Annotated in this window: 10 protein-coding genes; 4 read left to right on the top strand and 6 right to left on the bottom strand. The window is 65.3% G+C overall.

Features of this window, described 5'->3' with window-relative positions:
• Positions 1-134: 134 nt before the first annotated feature.
• Both tsf and rpsB read right to left on the bottom strand, forming a co-directional pair.
• Positions 135-1,016: a translation elongation factor Ts gene (gene tsf, locus JYK05_RS05435; protein WP_206468222.1), complete on the bottom strand. Its 882-nt coding sequence runs from the start codon at positions 1,014-1,016 to the stop codon at positions 135-137.
• A gap of 134 nt (positions 1,017-1,150) precedes the next feature.
• Complete coding sequence (rpsB, locus tag JYK05_RS05430; RefSeq protein WP_087043768.1) at positions 1,151-1,903, bottom strand: 30S ribosomal protein S2; 753 nt, start codon at positions 1,901-1,903, stop codon at positions 1,151-1,153.
• Between the two features lie 388 nt (positions 1,904-2,291).
• Between rpsB and map the strand changes: the two genes are divergently transcribed.
• The 4 genes from map (at position 2,292) to JYK05_RS05410 (ending at position 8,464) form a co-directional block, all read left to right on the top strand.
• Positions 2,292-3,101 (top strand): type I methionyl aminopeptidase, encoded by an 810-nt coding sequence (map, locus tag JYK05_RS05425; RefSeq protein ID WP_175940132.1) that lies wholly within the window; start codon positions 2,292-2,294, stop codon positions 3,099-3,101.
• 90 nt (positions 3,102-3,191) lie between these two features.
• Positions 3,192-5,777: a [protein-PII] uridylyltransferase gene (locus tag JYK05_RS05420; protein WP_206468032.1), complete on the top strand. Its 2,586-nt coding sequence runs from the start codon at positions 3,192-3,194 to the stop codon at positions 5,775-5,777.
• A gap of 6 nt (positions 5,778-5,783) precedes the next feature.
• Complete coding sequence (locus JYK05_RS05415) at positions 5,784-8,012, top strand: pseudouridine synthase (protein WP_206468031.1); 2,229 nt, start codon at positions 5,784-5,786, stop codon at positions 8,010-8,012.
• Positions 8,013-8,227: 215 nt separating this feature from the next.
• Positions 8,228-8,464 carry a hypothetical protein gene (locus JYK05_RS05410; RefSeq protein WP_175940129.1) on the top strand — a complete coding sequence of 79 codons (237 nt, stop codon included), beginning with the start codon at positions 8,228-8,230 and terminating at the stop codon, positions 8,462-8,464.
• Positions 8,465-8,525: 61 nt separating this feature from the next.
• On the opposite strand, the gene def is transcribed toward JYK05_RS05410, so the two are convergent.
• The 4 genes from def to smc form a co-directional block, all read right to left on the bottom strand.
• Positions 8,526-9,059, bottom strand: coding sequence for a peptide deformylase (gene def, locus JYK05_RS05405; RefSeq protein ID WP_175940128.1), 534 nt, complete (start codon positions 9,057-9,059; stop codon positions 8,526-8,528).
• Complete coding sequence (gene ligA, locus JYK05_RS05400) at positions 9,056-11,134, bottom strand: NAD-dependent DNA ligase LigA (protein WP_206468030.1); 2,079 nt, start codon at positions 11,132-11,134, stop codon at positions 9,056-9,058. The genes def and ligA overlap by 4 nt, the downstream gene beginning before the upstream one ends.
• 180 nt (positions 11,135-11,314) lie before the next feature.
• Positions 11,315-12,580, bottom strand: a complete 1,266-nt coding sequence (locus JYK05_RS05395; protein WP_206468029.1) for a cell division protein ZipA C-terminal FtsZ-binding domain-containing protein — start codon at positions 12,578-12,580, stop codon at positions 11,315-11,317.
• A 124-nt stretch (positions 12,581-12,704) separates the two neighbouring features.
• Positions 12,705-16,220 carry a chromosome segregation protein SMC gene (gene smc / locus JYK05_RS05390; protein ID WP_206468028.1) on the bottom strand — a complete coding sequence of 1,172 codons (3,516 nt, stop codon included), beginning with the start codon at positions 16,218-16,220 and terminating at the stop codon, positions 12,705-12,707.
• Positions 16,221-16,294: the final 74 nt, after the last annotated feature.

The raw sequence follows: 16,294 nt of genomic DNA, 5'->3' as shown, positions 1-16,294 counted from the left end.
CGAACCTACCGCGCCCGCCACATGATGCGAACCGGAACGCCTTGAATCTTGCGGCAGACGCGTGCTGCGATCCGCCGCGGGTGTCGCTTCGACGCGGCGCCGCGCCATTTGATCACAGGCGCCGCGAATACCGCTTACGACTGCTTGGCCGCCGCGACTTGCGCCGCCACTTCTGCTGCGAAGTCGTCCTGGCGCTTCTCGATGCCCTCGCCGACGACGAACAGCGCGAACTTCTGCACCGACGCGTTGGCTGCCTTCAGCATCTGCTCGATGGTCTGCTTGTCGTTCTTCACGAACGGCTGGTTCAGCAGCGACACTTCCTTCAGATACTTCTGGATGCTGCCGTCGACCATCTTCGCGACGATCTCAGCCGGCTTGCCCGACTCGGCGGCCTTCTGCTCGGCGATGCTGCGCTCCTTGGCGATCAGGTCCGCCGGCACTTCGTCCGACGACAGCGACACCGGCTTCATCGCGGCCACGTGCATCGCGACGTCCTTGCCGACTTGCTCGTCCGCGCCCGTGAACTCGACCAGCACGCCGATGCGCGTGCCGTGGAGGTATGACGCGAGCTTGTTCGACGTCTCGAAACGCACGAAGCGGCGGATCGACAGGTTCTCGCCGATCTTGCCGACGAGCGCGAGACGCACGGCGTCCACCGTGTTGCTTTCGTAAGGCAGTGCCGACAGCGCGGCCACGTCAGCCGGATTGCTCTTCGCGACCAGCGCCGCGATGCCCTTGCCGAACGTCATGAAGTCGTCGTTCTTCGCGACGAAGTCGGTTTCGCAGTTCAGCTCGACGAGCGCGCCCACGCCGCCTTCGACGTGCGCCACCACGATGCCTTCGGCCGTCACGCGCGATGCCGCCTTGCTCGCCTTGTTGCCGAGCTTCACGCGCAGCAGCTCTTCAGCGCGCGCCATGTCGCCGTCGGCTTCGGTCAGCGCCTTTTTGCATTCCATCATCGGCGCATCGGTCTTCGCGCGCAGTTCTGCCACCATGCTTGCGGTAATTGCCGCCATCATTCGCTCCTTGAGTCTGTTTGATACGTGCCGCCGGCGTCTGCGCCCACGGCGAAGATTGGTTCAACCATCGCGCCGACTAAAAAAAAGGGGCCTTTCGCAAAGCCCCCTTTTTTGTCGGCCACAGGGCTCGATTACGCCTCTGCGTTGACCTCGACGAACTCGTCGCCTTCGCCGTTGCGCACAGCCTGAACGACGTCGTTCACGGCGTTCGCGCGGCCTTCGAGGATCGCGTCCGCGACGCCTTCGGCGTACAGGGCGACGGCCTTCGACGCGTCGTCGTTACCCGGGATCACGTAGTCGATGCCTTCCGGCGAGTGGTTCGTGTCGACCACGGCGATGACCGGAATGCCGAGCTTCTTCGCTTCGGTGACGGCGATCTTGTGGTAGCCGACGTCGATCACGAAGATCGCGTCCGGAATGCCGCCCATGTCCTTCACGCCGCCGATCGACTTTTGCAGCTTGGCGATTTCGCGTTCGAACAGAAGGGCTTCCTTCTTGCTCATGCGCTCCGTTTCACCCGATTCGACCGCTGCTTCCATGTCCTTCAGGCGCTTGATGGACACTTTCAGCGTCTTGAAGTTCGTCAGCATGCCGCCGAGCCAGCGGGCGTTGACGAAAGGCATGCCCGCGCGCTGCGCTTCCTGCGCGATGGTGTCGCGCGACTGGCGCTTCGTGCCGACGAAAAGAATCGTGCCGCGATTCGCTGCCAACTGGCGCACGTACTTCAGCGCGTCGTTGTAAAGCGGCAGCGTCTTTTCGAGGTTGATGATGTGAATCTTGTTGCGATGACCGAAGATGTACGGGGCCATCTTGGGGTTCCAGAAGCGCGTTTGGTGACCGAAGTGGACACCGGCTTCCAGCATTTGACGCATCGTGACTGCCATGAAATTCTCCGCGAGGGTTGGGTCTTAAGCCGGCTGCCGCATCCTGCGTCCGGTTTCAGCGTCTCGCTGACCAGACGCCGGACACCCTGGGTGCGCCGGCTTGAGTTTCGGCTTCAGTTTCGAACAAGCGCCGCCTTGTGAACCGCGAACGCTCTAAGCCCTGCCACTCCAAGTGAACTGAGGAAGTGGACTAAGACTTAGCCCATGAGTATAGCATGTGACGATTACACCGCTCAAGCCGCCCGATGCCCGCGAAAACCGGCGCGCAAAGCGGCGCCGGCGCCCCGCGCGCCGCAGAATCGCGCTGCGGGGCCTTTCCTAAGGTGCGATAATGCCGGCTTCGCGGCTCACGCCCGCCTCCCGCCAAACCGCGCATTCAGAGCCCGTCATGTCCATTACGCTGAAAAACGAACACGATATCGCGCACATGCGCGTCGCCTGCCGGCTCGCCAGCGAAGTGCTCGATTTCATCACGCCGCATATCGTGCCGGGCGTGACCACCGAAGAACTCGACCGCCTCTGCCACGAATACATGGTGAAGGAACAGGGCACGGTTCCCGCGCCGCTCAACTATCAGCCGCCCGGCTATCCGCCGTATCCGAAGGCCACCTGCATCTCCGTCAACGACGTGATCTGCCACGGCATTCCCGGCGAGAAGGTGCTGAAGAACGGCGACGCGCTGAACATCGACATCACGGTGATCAAGGACGGCTATTTCGGCGACACGAGCCGCATGTTCATCGTCGGCGAGGGTTCGATTCTCGCGAAACGCCTCGTGCAGACGACCTTCGACTGCATGTGGCTCGGCATCGATCAGGTGCGCCCCGGCGCGCATCTGGGCGACATCGGTCATGCCATTCAGAAGCACGCCGAAGCGCAGGGCTACAGCGTCGTGCGCGAATACTGCGGCCACGGCATCGGCACGGTGTTCCACGAGGAGCCGCAAGTGCTGCATTACGGGCGGCCGGGCACGGGCATCGAATTGCAGCCGGGCATGATCTTCACCGTCGAGCCGATGATCAACGCCGGCCGGCGCGACATCCGCACGATGCCCGACCAGTGGACCGTCAAGACGCGCGACCGCAGTCTCTCGGCGCAATGGGAGCACACGGTGCTCGTCACGCCGACGGGCTATGAAGTGCTGACGGTGTCCGCCGGCACGCAGGCGCCGTCGCAGCTGATCGCGGCGACCGCCTAAGCGCCGCGCCAACGCGCTGCGTGCGCCGCGCGAGAGCCGCCTTCCGGTTCCCTCGTCCGCCGTTCCATTCACCTCTCGCTGATCCGTCCCATGAGCGTCACTGCCGTCGTCGCCTCGCCTTGCGAAACGCTGCGCGCCGCCTACAAGGCGGCGAAGGCGGCACTCATCGAACGCTTCAAGACGGCATCGAATGTCGACTCGTTGATGCAGGCGCTCGGCCGCGCCACCGACGACGCGCTCAAAGGCGCCTGGTCTGCGTCCGACATGCCCGCGAACGCCACGCTCGTCGCGGTCGGCGGCTACGGGCGCGGCGAGCTTGCGCCCTACTCGGACGTCGACATTCTCGTGTTGCTGCCGGACGCGGTGCCGCAGGCCGAGGAGGCCGATCTCAACGAACGCGTCGAGCGGTTCATCGGCATGGCGTGGGATCTCGGGCTCGATATCGGCAGCAGCGTGCGCTCGGTCGCGCAATGCATCGCGGAAGCCGCCAACGACGTAACCGTGCTGACGTCGCTGCTCGAAGCGCGGCGCCTGTGCGGCGACGCGGCGCTCTTTGGCCGCTTCACGGAGCGCTATCGCGAAACGCTCGATCCGCGCGCCTTCTTCCAGGCGAAGGTGCTGGAGATGCGGCAGCGTCACGCCAAATTTCAGGACACGCCGTACAGCCTGGAGCCGAATATCAAGGAAAGCCCGGGCGGGTTGCGCGACCTGCAACTGATTCTCTGGATCACGCGGGCGGCGGGGTTCGGGTCGAGCTGGCGCGAACTGGATGCGCGCGAGCTGATCACGGAGCGCGAGGCGCGCGAACTGCGCCGCAACGAAGCCTTTCTGAAGACGCTGCGCGCCCGCCTGCATGTAATCGCCAAGCGCCGGCAGGACATTCTCGTGTTCGACTTGCAGACGCCGCTTGCCGAGAGCTTCGGCTTCAAGGCGACCGCCGCCAAGCGCGCGAGCGAACAGCTGATGCGCCGCTATTACTGGGCGGCCAAAGCCGTCACGCAGCTCGCCACTATCCTGATCCAGAACGTCGAAGCGCAGCTTTTCCCGTCGACGTCGGGCGTCACGCGCGTGCTGTCCGAGCGTTTCGTCGAGAAGCAAGGCATGCTCGAGATCGCCAGCGACGACGTGTTCGAACGCGAACCGCACGCCATTCTCGAAGCCTTCCTGCTTTACGAGCAGACGCGCGGCGTGAAGGGCCTGTCCGCGCGGACGTTGCGCGCGATCTACAACGCGCGCGAAATCATGGACCGCAACTGGCGGCGCGACCCGGAGAACCGGCGTCTTTTCATGGAGATACTGAAGCAGCCCGAAGGCATCACGCATGCGCTGCGGCTCATGAACCAGACGAGCGTGCTGGGGCGCTACCTGCTGAACTTCCGGCGCATCGTCGGGCAGATGCAGCACGACCTCTATCACGTCTACACGGTCGATCAACACATCCTGATGGTGCTGCGCAATCTGCGCCGCTTCGCCATTGCGGAGCACGCGCACGAATACCCGTTCTGCAGTCAGCTGATGGGCAACTTCGAGCGGCCGTGGGTGCTTTACGTCGCGGCGCTGTTCCACGATATCGCGAAGGGCCGCGGCGGCGATCATTCGACGCTCGGCATGGCGGACGCGCGCCGCTTTTGCCGCGAGCACGAGATGAGCGCCGACGACACGGAACTCGTCGTGTGGCTGGTGCAGCAGCATCTGACGATGAGCCATGTCGCGCAGAAACAGGACACGAGCGATCCGGAAGTCATCAAGCAATTTGCGTCGGTCGTGCAAACCGAGCGGCGTCTGACCGCGCTCTATCTGCTGACCGTGGCGGACATTCGCGGCACGAGCCCGAAGGTCTGGAACAACTGGAAAGGCAAGCTCCTCGAAGACCTGTACCGCGCGACGCTCGCCGTGCTCGGCGGCGCGCGGCCCGACACGCATTCCGAACTCAAGTCGCGCAAAGAAGCCGCGCTTGCGCTTTTGCGCCTCGAAACGGTGCCCGAGCACGCGGAAAAGCGGCTGTGGGATCAGCTCGATGTCGGCTATTTCCTGCGTCACGATCCGGCGGACATCGCCTGGCAGACGCGCGTGCTGTACCGGCACGTGGAAAGCGACGCGCCGATCGTGCGCGCCCGTCCCTCGCCGATCGGCGCGGCGCTGCAGGTGCTCGTCTATCTGCGCGACCGGCCGGATCTTTTCGCCGGCATCTGCGCGTACTTCGACAAGAACGGCCTCTCGGTGCTCGATGCGCGCATCACGACGACGCGCCACGGCTACGCGCTCGACAACTTCCTCGTCGCGCATCCGGATCACGACGGCAGTTATCGCGATATCGCGAATCTCGTCGAACAGCAACTGAGCGCGCGTCTGACGGACGAAAGCATTCTGCCGGAGCCGTCGAAAGGCCGCGTCTCGCGGCTCGTGCGCACTTTTCCGGTCACGCCGCGCGTGGATTTGCGCCCCGACGAGCGTGGCCAGTACTACATCCTGTCCGTGTCGGCGAACGACCGGCAGGGCCTTCTTTATTCGATCGCGCGCGTGCTCGCGCAACACCGGATCGGCGTGCAGGCGGCGCGCATCAACACGCTCGGCGAACGCGTCGAAGACGTGTTCCTGCTCGATGGCCGAGGCCTGTCGTCGAACCGCACGCAAATCCAGGTCGAAACCGAACTGCTGCGCGCGATCGCAGCCTGAGACTTTATGCGCGTCAAACTGACAGCCAAACATCCGCGTCCCACGTCGGCGACGCGATCGCCGATCCGTTCCGGATCGATCACTGGGCGCAAGCCTGCGCGCGATGCCGCGCCCGAGAAGGCGCTGGTCAAGCGCGGAAAGCCGGCGGAGGCGCGGGCGGGGTCGACCGGGCGCGCGGATGCGTCGGGCGAGCGGCGGGCTTTTAAGCCGCGTGGTGATGAGTCGCGGGGGGCGTTCAGCGATCGTGGTCCGCGTCGGGCGACTGAAGGACGTGGCGACCGCGATTCACGTTCCGACGAGCGGCGTGCTTTCAAACCGCGTGGGGATGATGCGCGCCCGTCATTCGGTGATCGTCGCCCGGGTCTGCCTGCTGAGGGACGCGGCGGCCGGGAATCGCGCAGCGACGAGCGCCGTCCATTCAAGCCACGCGGCGAAGACTCGCGCTCGGCATTCGGTGATCGTGGCCCGCGTCGAGCGGCCGAAGGACGCGGCGATCGCGAATCGCGTTCCGACGAACGCCGTCCGTTCAAACCACGCGGCGATGATTCGCGCCCGGTTTTCGGTGATCGCGGCCCGCGCCGGACAGCGGAAGGACCCGGCAATGGCGATTCGCGTTCTGACGAACGCCGTCCGTTCAAACCACGCGGCGATGATTCGCGCCCGCCTTTCGGTGATCGCGGTCCGCGTCGAGCGGCCGAAGCGCGCGCCGACCGCGATTCCCGCAGCGACGACCGCCGTGCATTCAAACCGCGTGGCGATGATTCCCGTGCTGCGTTTGGCGATCGTGGCCCGCGTCGAACAACTGAAGGACGCGCCGACCGCGATTCCCGCAGCGACGACCGCCGCCCGTTCAAACCACGCGGCGATGATTCGCGCCCGGCATTCGGCGATCGCGGTCCGCGTCGGGCCACTGAAGGACGCGGCGACCGGGATTCGCGTTCCGACCAACGCCGTCCGTTCAAGCCGCGCAGCGATGATTCGCGCCCGGCTTTCGACGATCGCGGCGCGCGTCGAGCGGCCGAAGGTCGCGGCAATCACGATTCCCGCAGCGACGACCGCCGCCCGTTCAAACCACGCGGCGATGATTCCCGTGCTGCGTTTGGCGATCGTGGCCCGCGTCGAACAACTGAAGGACGCGGCGACCGCGATTCCCGCAGCGACGACCGCCGCCCGTTCAAACCGCGCGACAATGATTCGCGTCCGGCATTCGGCGATCGCGGCCCGCGTCGAGCGGCCGAAGCGCGCGCTGACCGCGATTCCCGCACCAACGACCGCCGCCCATTCAAGCAACGCAGCGACGACTCGCGCCCATCATTCGGCGATCGCGGCTCGCGCAACCCGACTGAAGCGCGAGATCGCAGCACGGACGACCGTCGCTCATCGAAAACGCGCGGCGACGCTGACCGACCGGCCTTCGCAGCCAATAACGGAGCATCAGCACCGACCGACGCCCCCAGGAAACCCCACGCCCACGGCGACAACCTCGTACGCCTGTCGAAAGTCATGTCCGAACTCGGCCTGTGTTCCCGCCGTGAAGCCGACGAGTGGATCGAAAAGGGCTGGGTGCTCGTCGATGGCGAAGTGATCGACACGCTCGGCTCGCGCATTCGCCCGGATCAGAACATCGAAATCCTGCCCGCCGCCCGCTCGGCGCAGTCCCAACTGGTGACGATCCTGCTGCACAAGCCCGTCGGCTACGTATCGGGCCAGGCGGAAGACGGCTACGAGCCCGCCGTCACGCTCATCAACCCGTCGAATCACTGGGACGAAGACCGCTCGGGAATTCGTTTTTCGCCGGGACATCTGCGCACGCTCGCGCCGGCGGGCCGTCTGGATATCGACTCGACCGGCCTGCTCGTGCTGACGCAGGACGGCCGCATCGCGAAGCAACTGATCGGCGGGCACTCCGAAGTCGACAAGGAGTACCTCGTGCGCGTGCGTTACGGCGAGCATACCGTCGACGTCGACCAACACCTGCCCGCCGAACAACTCGCGCTGCTGCGTCACGGTCTGGAACTCGACGGCGTGCCGCTCAAGACCGCGCAGGTCAGCTGGCAAAACGGCGAGCAGCTTCGCTTCGTGCTGCGCGAAGGCAAGAAGCGTCAGATTCGCCGCATGTGCGAACTCGTCGGGCTGGAAGTCGTCGGCCTGAAGCGTATCCGCATGGGACGCGTGACGCTCGGGGCGCTGCCGCCCGGCCAGTGGCGTTATCTCGCACCCAACGAGACCTTCTGATTCGTCACACGTCGCGAAAACGCGACATCCGAAGCCCGAAAACGGCGCGATCGCTTATCGATCGCGCCGTTTTATTTTGTTCACATTTAGGCTAAAGAAAATCGGTCAAATGTCCGTTAGGTACGGAATGTCCGAGAACTTTTGACAGCCTCAACGCGTCGAGGACGGGCATCGGAATAACGGCAATCAGCATCAACGCTTCAAGGAGAATGGCCATGTCAGTTGAGATCATCGTTCGTGCGACAGAAACCGGTCTTGAAATCGTGAGCGGCCGACGACGGCTCGAAGCCCTGCTCGCCCTGCGCGATGAAGTCGTCGTGACGAGCCCCGGCATCGGAGAGATGGTGTTCGCGCGCCTGCCCGACGGCCGTCTGCAAGGCTCGGCCAATCCCAAGCACGTCGCGCTCTTTCGCCAACCGGACACCACGCGCGATTCGGAAACGTTGGCCTGAACGAAAAAAACCCGCTTGCAGCAAGCGGGTTTTTTCTTGGGCGGCGCGAGAATCGGCCGGCTCAGTCGTCGCGCGCCGGGTCGAGGCCCGGAAAAAGCACTTCGGTGAAGCCGAACTTCGAAAAATCGGTGATGCGCATCGGATACAGCTTGCCGATCAGATGATCGCACTCATGCTGCACGACGCGCGCATGAAAGCCCTCCGCGAGCCGTTCGATCGCGTTGCCGTACTGATCGAAGCCCTGGTAGCGGATCATCGAGAACCGCTGCACCGCGCCGCGCAGGCCCGGCACCGAAAGACACCCTTCCCAGCCCTCCTCCATGTCGTGCCCGTTGGGCGTGATGATCGGATTGATGAGCACGGTCTCCGGCACGGGCGGCGCGTCTGGATAACGCTCGTTGTGGCCGAAGCCGAAGATGACCACCTGCAGATCGACGCCGATCTGCGGCGCGGCGAGTCCCGCGCCGTTCGCGTCGCGCATCGTGTCGAACATGTCCTGCACGAGCGTGTGCAGTTCCGGCGTGTCGAAGTGTTCGACAGGCTGCGCGATACGCAAAAGACGCGGATCGCCCATCTTGAGAATTTCCCGGATCATGGAGTGACTCCTTCCAATAGCTTCTTCATGCCGTCTTCGTCGACGACGGGAACCCCGAGTTCCTCCGCCTTCGCGAGTTTGCTGCCCGCTTCGGCGCCCGCCACCACGTAGTCGGTCTTTTTCGAGACGGAACCGGCCACCTTCGCGCCGGCCGCCTCCAGCATTTCCTTTGCTTCCTCGCGCGAGAGCGTGGGCAACGTGCCCGTCAGCACGACCGTCTTGCCGGCCAGCGCCCCCTGCGGCGCTTTCGGCGCGGGCGGCCCTTCCGGCCACGACACCTTGGCGCGCAACTGCTCGATCACATGCTGGTTGTGCGCTTCGCTGAAGAAGTTATGAATCGCTTCAGCGACGACCGGCCCGACATCATTGACCTCCAACAACTGTTCGACCGATGCCGCCATGATCGGATCCAGCGACCCGAAGTGCTTCGCGAGATCCTTCGCCGTCGATTCGCCGACATGCCGGATGCCGAGCGCATAGATGAAGCGTGGCAGCGTCGTGTGCCGCGCCTTCTCGAGCGAATCCAGCAGATTCTGCGCTGACTTGTCGGCGAAGCGGTCGAGCGCCGCGAGCGTCGAAAAGCCGAGATTGAACAGATCCGCAGGCGTGCGCACGAGATTCTGCTCCACCAACTGATCGATGATCTTCTCGCCGAGACCGTCGATGTCGAGCGCGCGGCGCTGCGCGAAATGCCACAGCGCCTGCTTGCGTTGCGCCGGACAGAAAAGCCCGCCCGTGCAGCGCGCCACGGCTTCGTCCGGCAGGCGCTCGATTTTCGAGCCGCAGACCGGGCATTCCGTCGGCATGACGAACTCGCGGGCGTCGGCAGGACGACGTTCCAGGATCGCGCCGACGACTTCCGGAATCACGTCACCCGCGCGGCGAACGGTCACCGTATCGCCGATGCGGATGTCCTTGCGGCGCACTTCGTCTTCGTTATGCAGCGTCGCGTTGGTCACCGTCGCGCCGCCGACGAACACCGGCGCAAGCCGCGCCACCGGCGTGATCGCGCCCGTTCTGCCGACCTGCACGTCGATGGCCACGAGTTGCGTCAGCGCCTCCTGCGCCGGGAACTTGTGGGCGAGCGCAAAGCGCGGCGCGCGCGAGACGAAGCCGAGCTTGTCCTGCTCGTCGCGCCGGTTGACCTTGTACACGACGCCGTCGATGTCGTACGGCAGCTTGTCGCGCTTCTCGCCGGTCTTGCGGAAGAAACCGAGCAAGCCTTCCGCGCCATCGACCACGCCGCGCTCGGCGTTGACCGGCAGCCCCATCTCACGGTACCAGTCGAGCAGCGCCGCGTGCGTGTCGGGCATCTCGGCGCCTTCGAGCACGCCGATGCCGTACGCGAAGAACGACAACGGCCGCTGCGCCGTCATTTTCGGGTCGAGCTGGCGCAGGCTTCCCGCCGCCGCGTTGCGCGGATTCGCGAACTCGCGCTGTCCGGCGTCGCGCTGGCGGGCGTTCAGGCGGTCGAAGTCGCGCTTGAACATCAGCACTTCACCGCGCACGTCGAGACGCTTCGGCACGTTCGCGCCTTTCAGCGTCAGCGGGATCGACCGGATGGTCCGCACGTTGGCCGTCACGTCCTCGCCGGTCGCGCCGTCGCCACGCGTCGACGCCTGCACGAAGCGGCCGTCGTCGTAGCGCAAGGAGATTGCCAGCCCGTCGAATTTCAGCTCGCACGCGTACTGCACCGGCGCATGGCCGAGCGCGTCGGACACGCGTTTGTCGAACGCGGCGATGTCTTCGTCCGCAAAGCCGTTGTTGAGCGACAGCATCGGCACGTCGTGGACGACCGGCGCGAAGCCCTCGGCGACCTGACCGCCCACGCGCTGCGTCGGCGAATCCGGCGTGACGAGTTCCGGATGCGCCGCCTCGATGCCCTGCAATTCCTTGAAGAGCGTGTCGTATTCGGCGTCGGGCAAATCCGGCTGGTCGAGCACGTAGTACGCGTAGTTCGCGCGCTCCAGTTCCGCGCGCAGCCACGCGGCGCGCTCCTCCGGCCGGTCGGCGCTGGGCACGGGCGCGAGCGACTTGGCGGTGGCGGCGGATTCGGCTTTCGTTTTTGCGGACATGCGGCGTTCGAGGAATGAAATGAGTCAGTTGAACCGACCGTTCGATTGTCTCAGAAGAACGGTCGTCGCGGCATCGGCCGAACGGTCTAGGCCATGCGCGCATGTGGCGGCGCGTACCAACGGAAAGCGCCCCGAAGCGGGGCGCAATCGCAACACGACATGCAGCTACGAACGAAGCGCTTACTGGCTGAACAACCTGCGCGTGGCGGGCGAACCGGCCGGCATGCCCGCCTGCTCCAGCTTCGCGTACAGCGTCATCAGTTGTTTCTCGATGGCGAGCAGCGCCGATTCCGGCAACGGGCGACGCTGATCGTCGACCACGCGCGCCCCGATGCGCTCGGACAGCGACTTCGCGTAATCGCACATCAGGCGGAACGGCAAGATGTCTTCGTCGGCGACGGGCACGTCCAGCACCAGCGTAATCATCTGGCCGCCCTTGTACGTGAGGTCGTCGCGCAAAAAATTGGTGTCGCCGAACTGGAGCATGAACACCGGATTCTGCTTCGCGTCCAGCTTGACGAAGCGCGTGCCGTCGCGCGACAGCAGCAAGCCGTCCTGCGAGGCCACCGCCTGCACGTAGTTCGCGGACCACGGCGCGCCGTCGGAGAGAATGTTGATGGACAGCTGCGCGTCGCACTGGGCGGCGAACGCGTCGAGCTCGCGCGCCATGCCGACGGTTTCCATCATGTCGGGAAACTCGGGCGCGCCGTCGATGGCGTCGGCGAGACGCTGCACGCCCGTGACGAACTCCGAGAACTCGAGTTCGTTCAGCGGACCGCTGCGATTGGCGAGTTGCGCGGCCGCGCGCAGTTCCTCGTAGCGCACGCCGTGGCGCAACAGCTCCCACGTGCTCTCGCCTTCGGCCTTGCCTTCGATGGTCACGGGCTTCGTGCCTGCGCGACGCAGCCGCTGCGCGAGCGGAATCACGCGGTCGCCGGCCACGGGCGCGGCGAGCCGGATCGGCACCACGCAGTCGATGCGCCGGTCGACGACAGCGGGCGGCGTCGACGAAATGGTCGTGGCGGCGGGCATGACCGGCTCGCTGCGCTCGTCTTCCTCGACGACCGCGGGTTCATCGGCGATGCCGTTCGCGGAGGTCGCTTCCGCCTGAAGATCGACGGGGGTATCCGCCGGCGCGACGGCAGGCGTGACCGCCGCAGCCTCGGTCGACACAGGGACGCCGCCAAAGCTGGGTTCGACGCGCGCGTCTTCCTGCGCATCGCCCGCGCCGCCGCCCGCGACGGGCTCGCGCCGCGCGGGGCGCACCGGCTCGATGAACGGCTGCTCGTCGTCGGTTTCCTGGCGCGCGAGCGCATCGGCGGCTTCGTCGGGCATCGGGCGCGGCATCTTGCGCCGCACTTTCGCGCTCTGCCACGCGTTGTACACCACCACGCCGCCGACCACGACAGCTCCCGCTCCGATCAATCCGAGTGTCAACTCGTCCATGCACGCTCCATCATTCTTTTGAGTTACGAAGCGCCGCGCGATCTGTCGCGCGCATCCGATGCACGCCACTCCGCGCCTGCGCGCCTGGCCGGCTCCGCGTCCGGCCTTCATTCATAAAACCGGGTCAGCCGTTTTGCGCGAATCCCGCGGCGGATTCCATATCCACCGCGACGATGCGCGACACGCCCTGCTCCTGCATCGTGACGCCGATCAGTTGCTGCGCCATCTCCATCGCGATCTTGTTGTGCGAGATGAAGAGGAATTGGGTCTTGCTCGACATGGCCCGCACGAGGTTGGCGAAGCGTTCCGTGTTCGCGTCGTCGAGCGGCGCGTCCACTTCGTCCAGCAGACAGAACGGCGCGGGATTCAGCTGGAACATCGCGAAGACGAGCGCCGTCGCGGTGAGCGCCTTTTCGCCGCCCGAGAGCAGGTGAATCGTCGAATTCTTCTTGCCGGGCGGCTGCGCCATGACCTGCACGCCGGCATCGAGAATTTCGTCGCCCGTCATGATGAGCTTCGCCTGCCCGCCGCCGAAAAGACGCGGGAACAGGTCGCCGAAGTGGCGATTCACTTCGTCGAACGTGCCTTGCAGCAAAGCGCGCGTTTCCTGGTCGATCTTCTGGATCGCGTCTTCCAGCGTGCCGATGGCGTCGTTCAGATCGGCCGATTGCGCGTCGAGGAAGTGCTTGCGCTCGGTCGCGGCCGCCAGTTCTTCGAGCGCGGCCATGTTGACCGGCCCGAGCGCGATCAACGCATTGTTCAGGCGCGTGACTTCGCCTTGCAGATACGACGGCTTCATGTCGGGCGTGAGCTTCGCCTGCAATTCGGCTTCGTCGACGCCCGCGGCCTGCAACTGCTCGGCGAACTGCTCGCCGTTGATGCGCGCCGCCTGCTCCTTTAACTGCAATTCGTTGATCTTGTCGCGCAGCGGCTGGAGCGACCGCTCCGTCTGCAGACGCTGCTCGTCGGCCTGACGCAGCCGCGCGGTGAGATCGTCCAGTTCGATGCGCGCCGCGTGCAGCGCCTCTTCGCGTGCCGCGCGCACTTCGAGGGCGTCTTGCAAGCCGGTCTGTGCCGTCTGCGCGTTGATGGTTTCGAGTTCGGCCCGCGCGTCTTCCAGCGCGCCTTCCACGCGTTCGCTCTGCTCGTGCGCCGTGTCGATGCTGCGCTTGTATTCCTCGATCTTCGCCGCGAGACCGCGCGCCGCGAAGTTCGCGTCGCTGGCCACGCGTTCCAGTTCGCGCAGTTCGTGGCGCGCGTTGGTGAGCGCCTCGTCGAGCGATTCGAACGCAAGCTGATTGTCTTCGAAGCGCGCCTGCAATTGGGCGATCTCGGCGTCATGCTGCTCGAACGCAGCTTCCGATTCGGCTCGCAGCGCGCGCTGTTCTTCGATCTGCGCGGCGATTTCTTCCAGTTCCTCGCCGATCTGCGTGCTGCGCTGCGTGTAGCGCTCGTGTGCCTGCGTGAGCTTGAGCACGTCCATCTGCAACGCGTGGACGCGCTGCGTGGCGCGCTCGGCGGCGGCACGTGCATCGGCGAGAACTTGCGATGCCTGCGTGTGAGCGGCGTCCGCGCGCACGGCGTTGGCCTTCGCTTCGTCCGCGAGCAGTGCCTGCGCGCGCACTTGCCGCGCGAGATTCTCGATTTCCTGCGCGCGCGCCAGCATGCCCGACTGCTCGGAATCCGACGCATAGAGTTGCACGCCGACGCGCGTAACCATATGCCCCGCCTTCACGACGAACGCGCCGCCTTCAGGCAACTGATTGCGCATGGCGAGCGCCTGCGCGATGTCGTCGGCGATGAACGTGTTGCCGAGCCATTCGTTGAGCACGGCGCGAATGCCGGGGTCGTCGATGCGCAAAAGCGAAATCAACGGCCGCAAGCCTTGTGGCGCGTCCAGCGGCTTGCCCGCGACAGGTGGCGCGAAGAACGCGAGCTTGGCGGGCGGCGCGTCGCTCGCGAACGCCTTGGTCCAGTCGAGATTCGAGACCTCCAGCGCGGCAAGACGCTCCCGCAGCACGGCTTCGAGCGCCGGCTCCCAGCCGGCTTCGACGTGCAGCTTCTTCCACAGACGCGGCAGTCCGCCGAGTTCGTGCTTGTCGAGCCACGGCTGGATCTTGCCTTCGGTCTGCACGCTCTCCTGCAACGCTTTCAGCGCGGCAAGGCGCGCTTCGAGTTGATGAATCTGCGCGCTTTCCGCCTGCACGCGCTCTTGCGCGGCGCGGCGCTCGGCGTCGAGGCGCGGCACGGTTTCCTGCGCATCGGCAAGACGCGCCTGCGCTTCGGCCAGAATCTCTTCGTTCTCGGCAAGCTGCATGCGCAGTTCTTCGAGTTGCGCTTCATCGGGAGCGTCGAGACCGCCCGCTTCGTTCTTCAGGCGTTCCTGACGCTGCTGCAATTGCTGAAGCTGCTGATCCGCGTTGCGCTGATGCGCGGCTTCGAGCTTCAACGCCTGTTCCGCCCGCGCGATGCCCGCGCGTTCCTCGTTCAATTGCGCCTGCGCGTCGCGCCAACGGGCTTCGAGCGCGGGCAGCGCGTCGTGCTTCGCGGCGGCGTTCTCTTGCGCGATCGCAGCCTTCTCTTCGCCTTCGGCCAATGCTTCGGACGCCGTTTCGATTTCGTCGCGCGCCTTCTGCGCCTGCATCTGCCATTGCTCGCGCTGCGCGGCGAGCGCGGCGATCTGCGCCTGCACGCGATTGCGCGATTCGACGATGAAGCGGATCTCCGCTTCGAGCCGGCTTACTTCGGCGTTGGCTTCGTAGAGCGCGCCCTGCGCGCCCTGCATCGCGTCGCTCGCGCTGTAGTGCGCGACGCGCAGCGTTTCCAGTTGCGCTTCCACTTCGCGCAGACGCGCCGTCTGCGCTTCCAGTTCGATCTGCGCGTCGCGAATGGCGCGCTGCTGACGCTCGGCTTCGTTGCCCGCTTCGTTCTTGCGCAAGAGCCACAGCAGGCGCTGCTTCTCTTCGCCTTCGGTCTGCAACGCCTTGTATTTCGTCGCGACGATGGCCTGCGCTTCCAGCTTCTCCAGATTGGCCGTCAACTCGCGCACGATATCTTCCACGCGCGTAAGATTCTCGCGCGTATCGTGCAGACGATTCTCCGTCTCCCGACGACGCTCCTTGTACTTCGAGACGCCCGCGGCTTCTTCGAGGAACACGCGCAAGTCTTCGGGCTTCGCCTCGATGATGCGCGCGATCATGCCCTGCCCGATGATCGCGTAGGCGCGCGGGCCGAGACCCGTGCCGAGAAAGATGTCCTGAATGTCGCGGCGGCGCGCGGGCAGGTTGTTGATGTAGTAGCTGGAGGTGCCATCGCGCGTGAGCACACGCTTGACGGCAATCTCGCCGTAGGCGCTCCATTGACCGGCGGCGCGGCCGTCGGCGTTATCGAAGATCAGTTCGACGCTTGCGCGGCTGCCCGGCTTGCGCGCGGTGGATCCGTTGAAGATGACGTCCTGCATCGACTCGCCGCGCAATTCGGATGCGCGCGATTCGCCGAGCACCCAGCGCACCGCGTCGATGATGTTGGACTTTCCGCAGCCATTCGGCCCGACGACGCCGACCAGTTGGCCGGGGACCTGGAAATGCGTGGGATCGACGAAGGACTTGAAACCAGCGAGTTTGATCGAAGTCAGACGCACGGCGATATCGCTGTTTGAAGTGAATGACGGAGGATGAACGGCAGACAAGCCGCGGCGCGGCCGGTCGCGGACGA

Source organism: Caballeronia sp. M1242, from assembly GCF_017220215.1.
GTDB lineage: Bacteria > Pseudomonadota > Gammaproteobacteria > Burkholderiales > Burkholderiaceae > Caballeronia.
The sequence above is the reverse complement of the archived record's forward strand: the minus strand, read 5'-3'. Positions and strand labels throughout refer to the sequence as shown.

What these genes read in the sequence shown, in the direction of transcription:
- JYK05_RS05420 (WP_206468032.1), top strand. Translation starts at nt 3,192, where the DNA reads ATGAGCGTCACTGCCGTCGTCGCCTCGCCTTGCGAAACGCTGCGCGCC.
- rpsB (WP_087043768.1), bottom strand. Translation starts at nt 1,903, where the DNA reads ATGGCAGTCACGATGCGTCAAATGCTGGAAGCCGGTGTCCACTTCGGT.
- map (WP_175940132.1), top strand. Translation starts at nt 2,292, where the DNA reads ATGTCCATTACGCTGAAAAACGAACACGATATCGCGCACATGCGCGTC.
- def (WP_175940128.1), bottom strand. Translation starts at nt 9,059, where the DNA reads ATGATCCGGGAAATTCTCAAGATGGGCGATCCGCGTCTTTTGCGTATC.
- JYK05_RS05395 (WP_206468029.1), bottom strand. Translation starts at nt 12,580, where the DNA reads ATGGACGAGTTGACACTCGGATTGATCGGAGCGGGAGCTGTCGTGGTC.
- tsf (WP_206468222.1), bottom strand. Translation starts at nt 1,016, where the DNA reads ATGGCGGCAATTACCGCAAGCATGGTGGCAGAACTGCGCGCGAAGACC.
- JYK05_RS05415 (WP_206468031.1), top strand. Translation starts at nt 5,784, where the DNA reads ATGCGCGTCAAACTGACAGCCAAACATCCGCGTCCCACGTCGGCGACG.
- ligA (WP_206468030.1), bottom strand. Translation starts at nt 11,134, where the DNA reads ATGTCCGCAAAAACGAAAGCCGAATCCGCCGCCACCGCCAAGTCGCTC.
- JYK05_RS05410 (WP_175940129.1), top strand. Translation starts at nt 8,228, where the DNA reads ATGTCAGTTGAGATCATCGTTCGTGCGACAGAAACCGGTCTTGAAATC.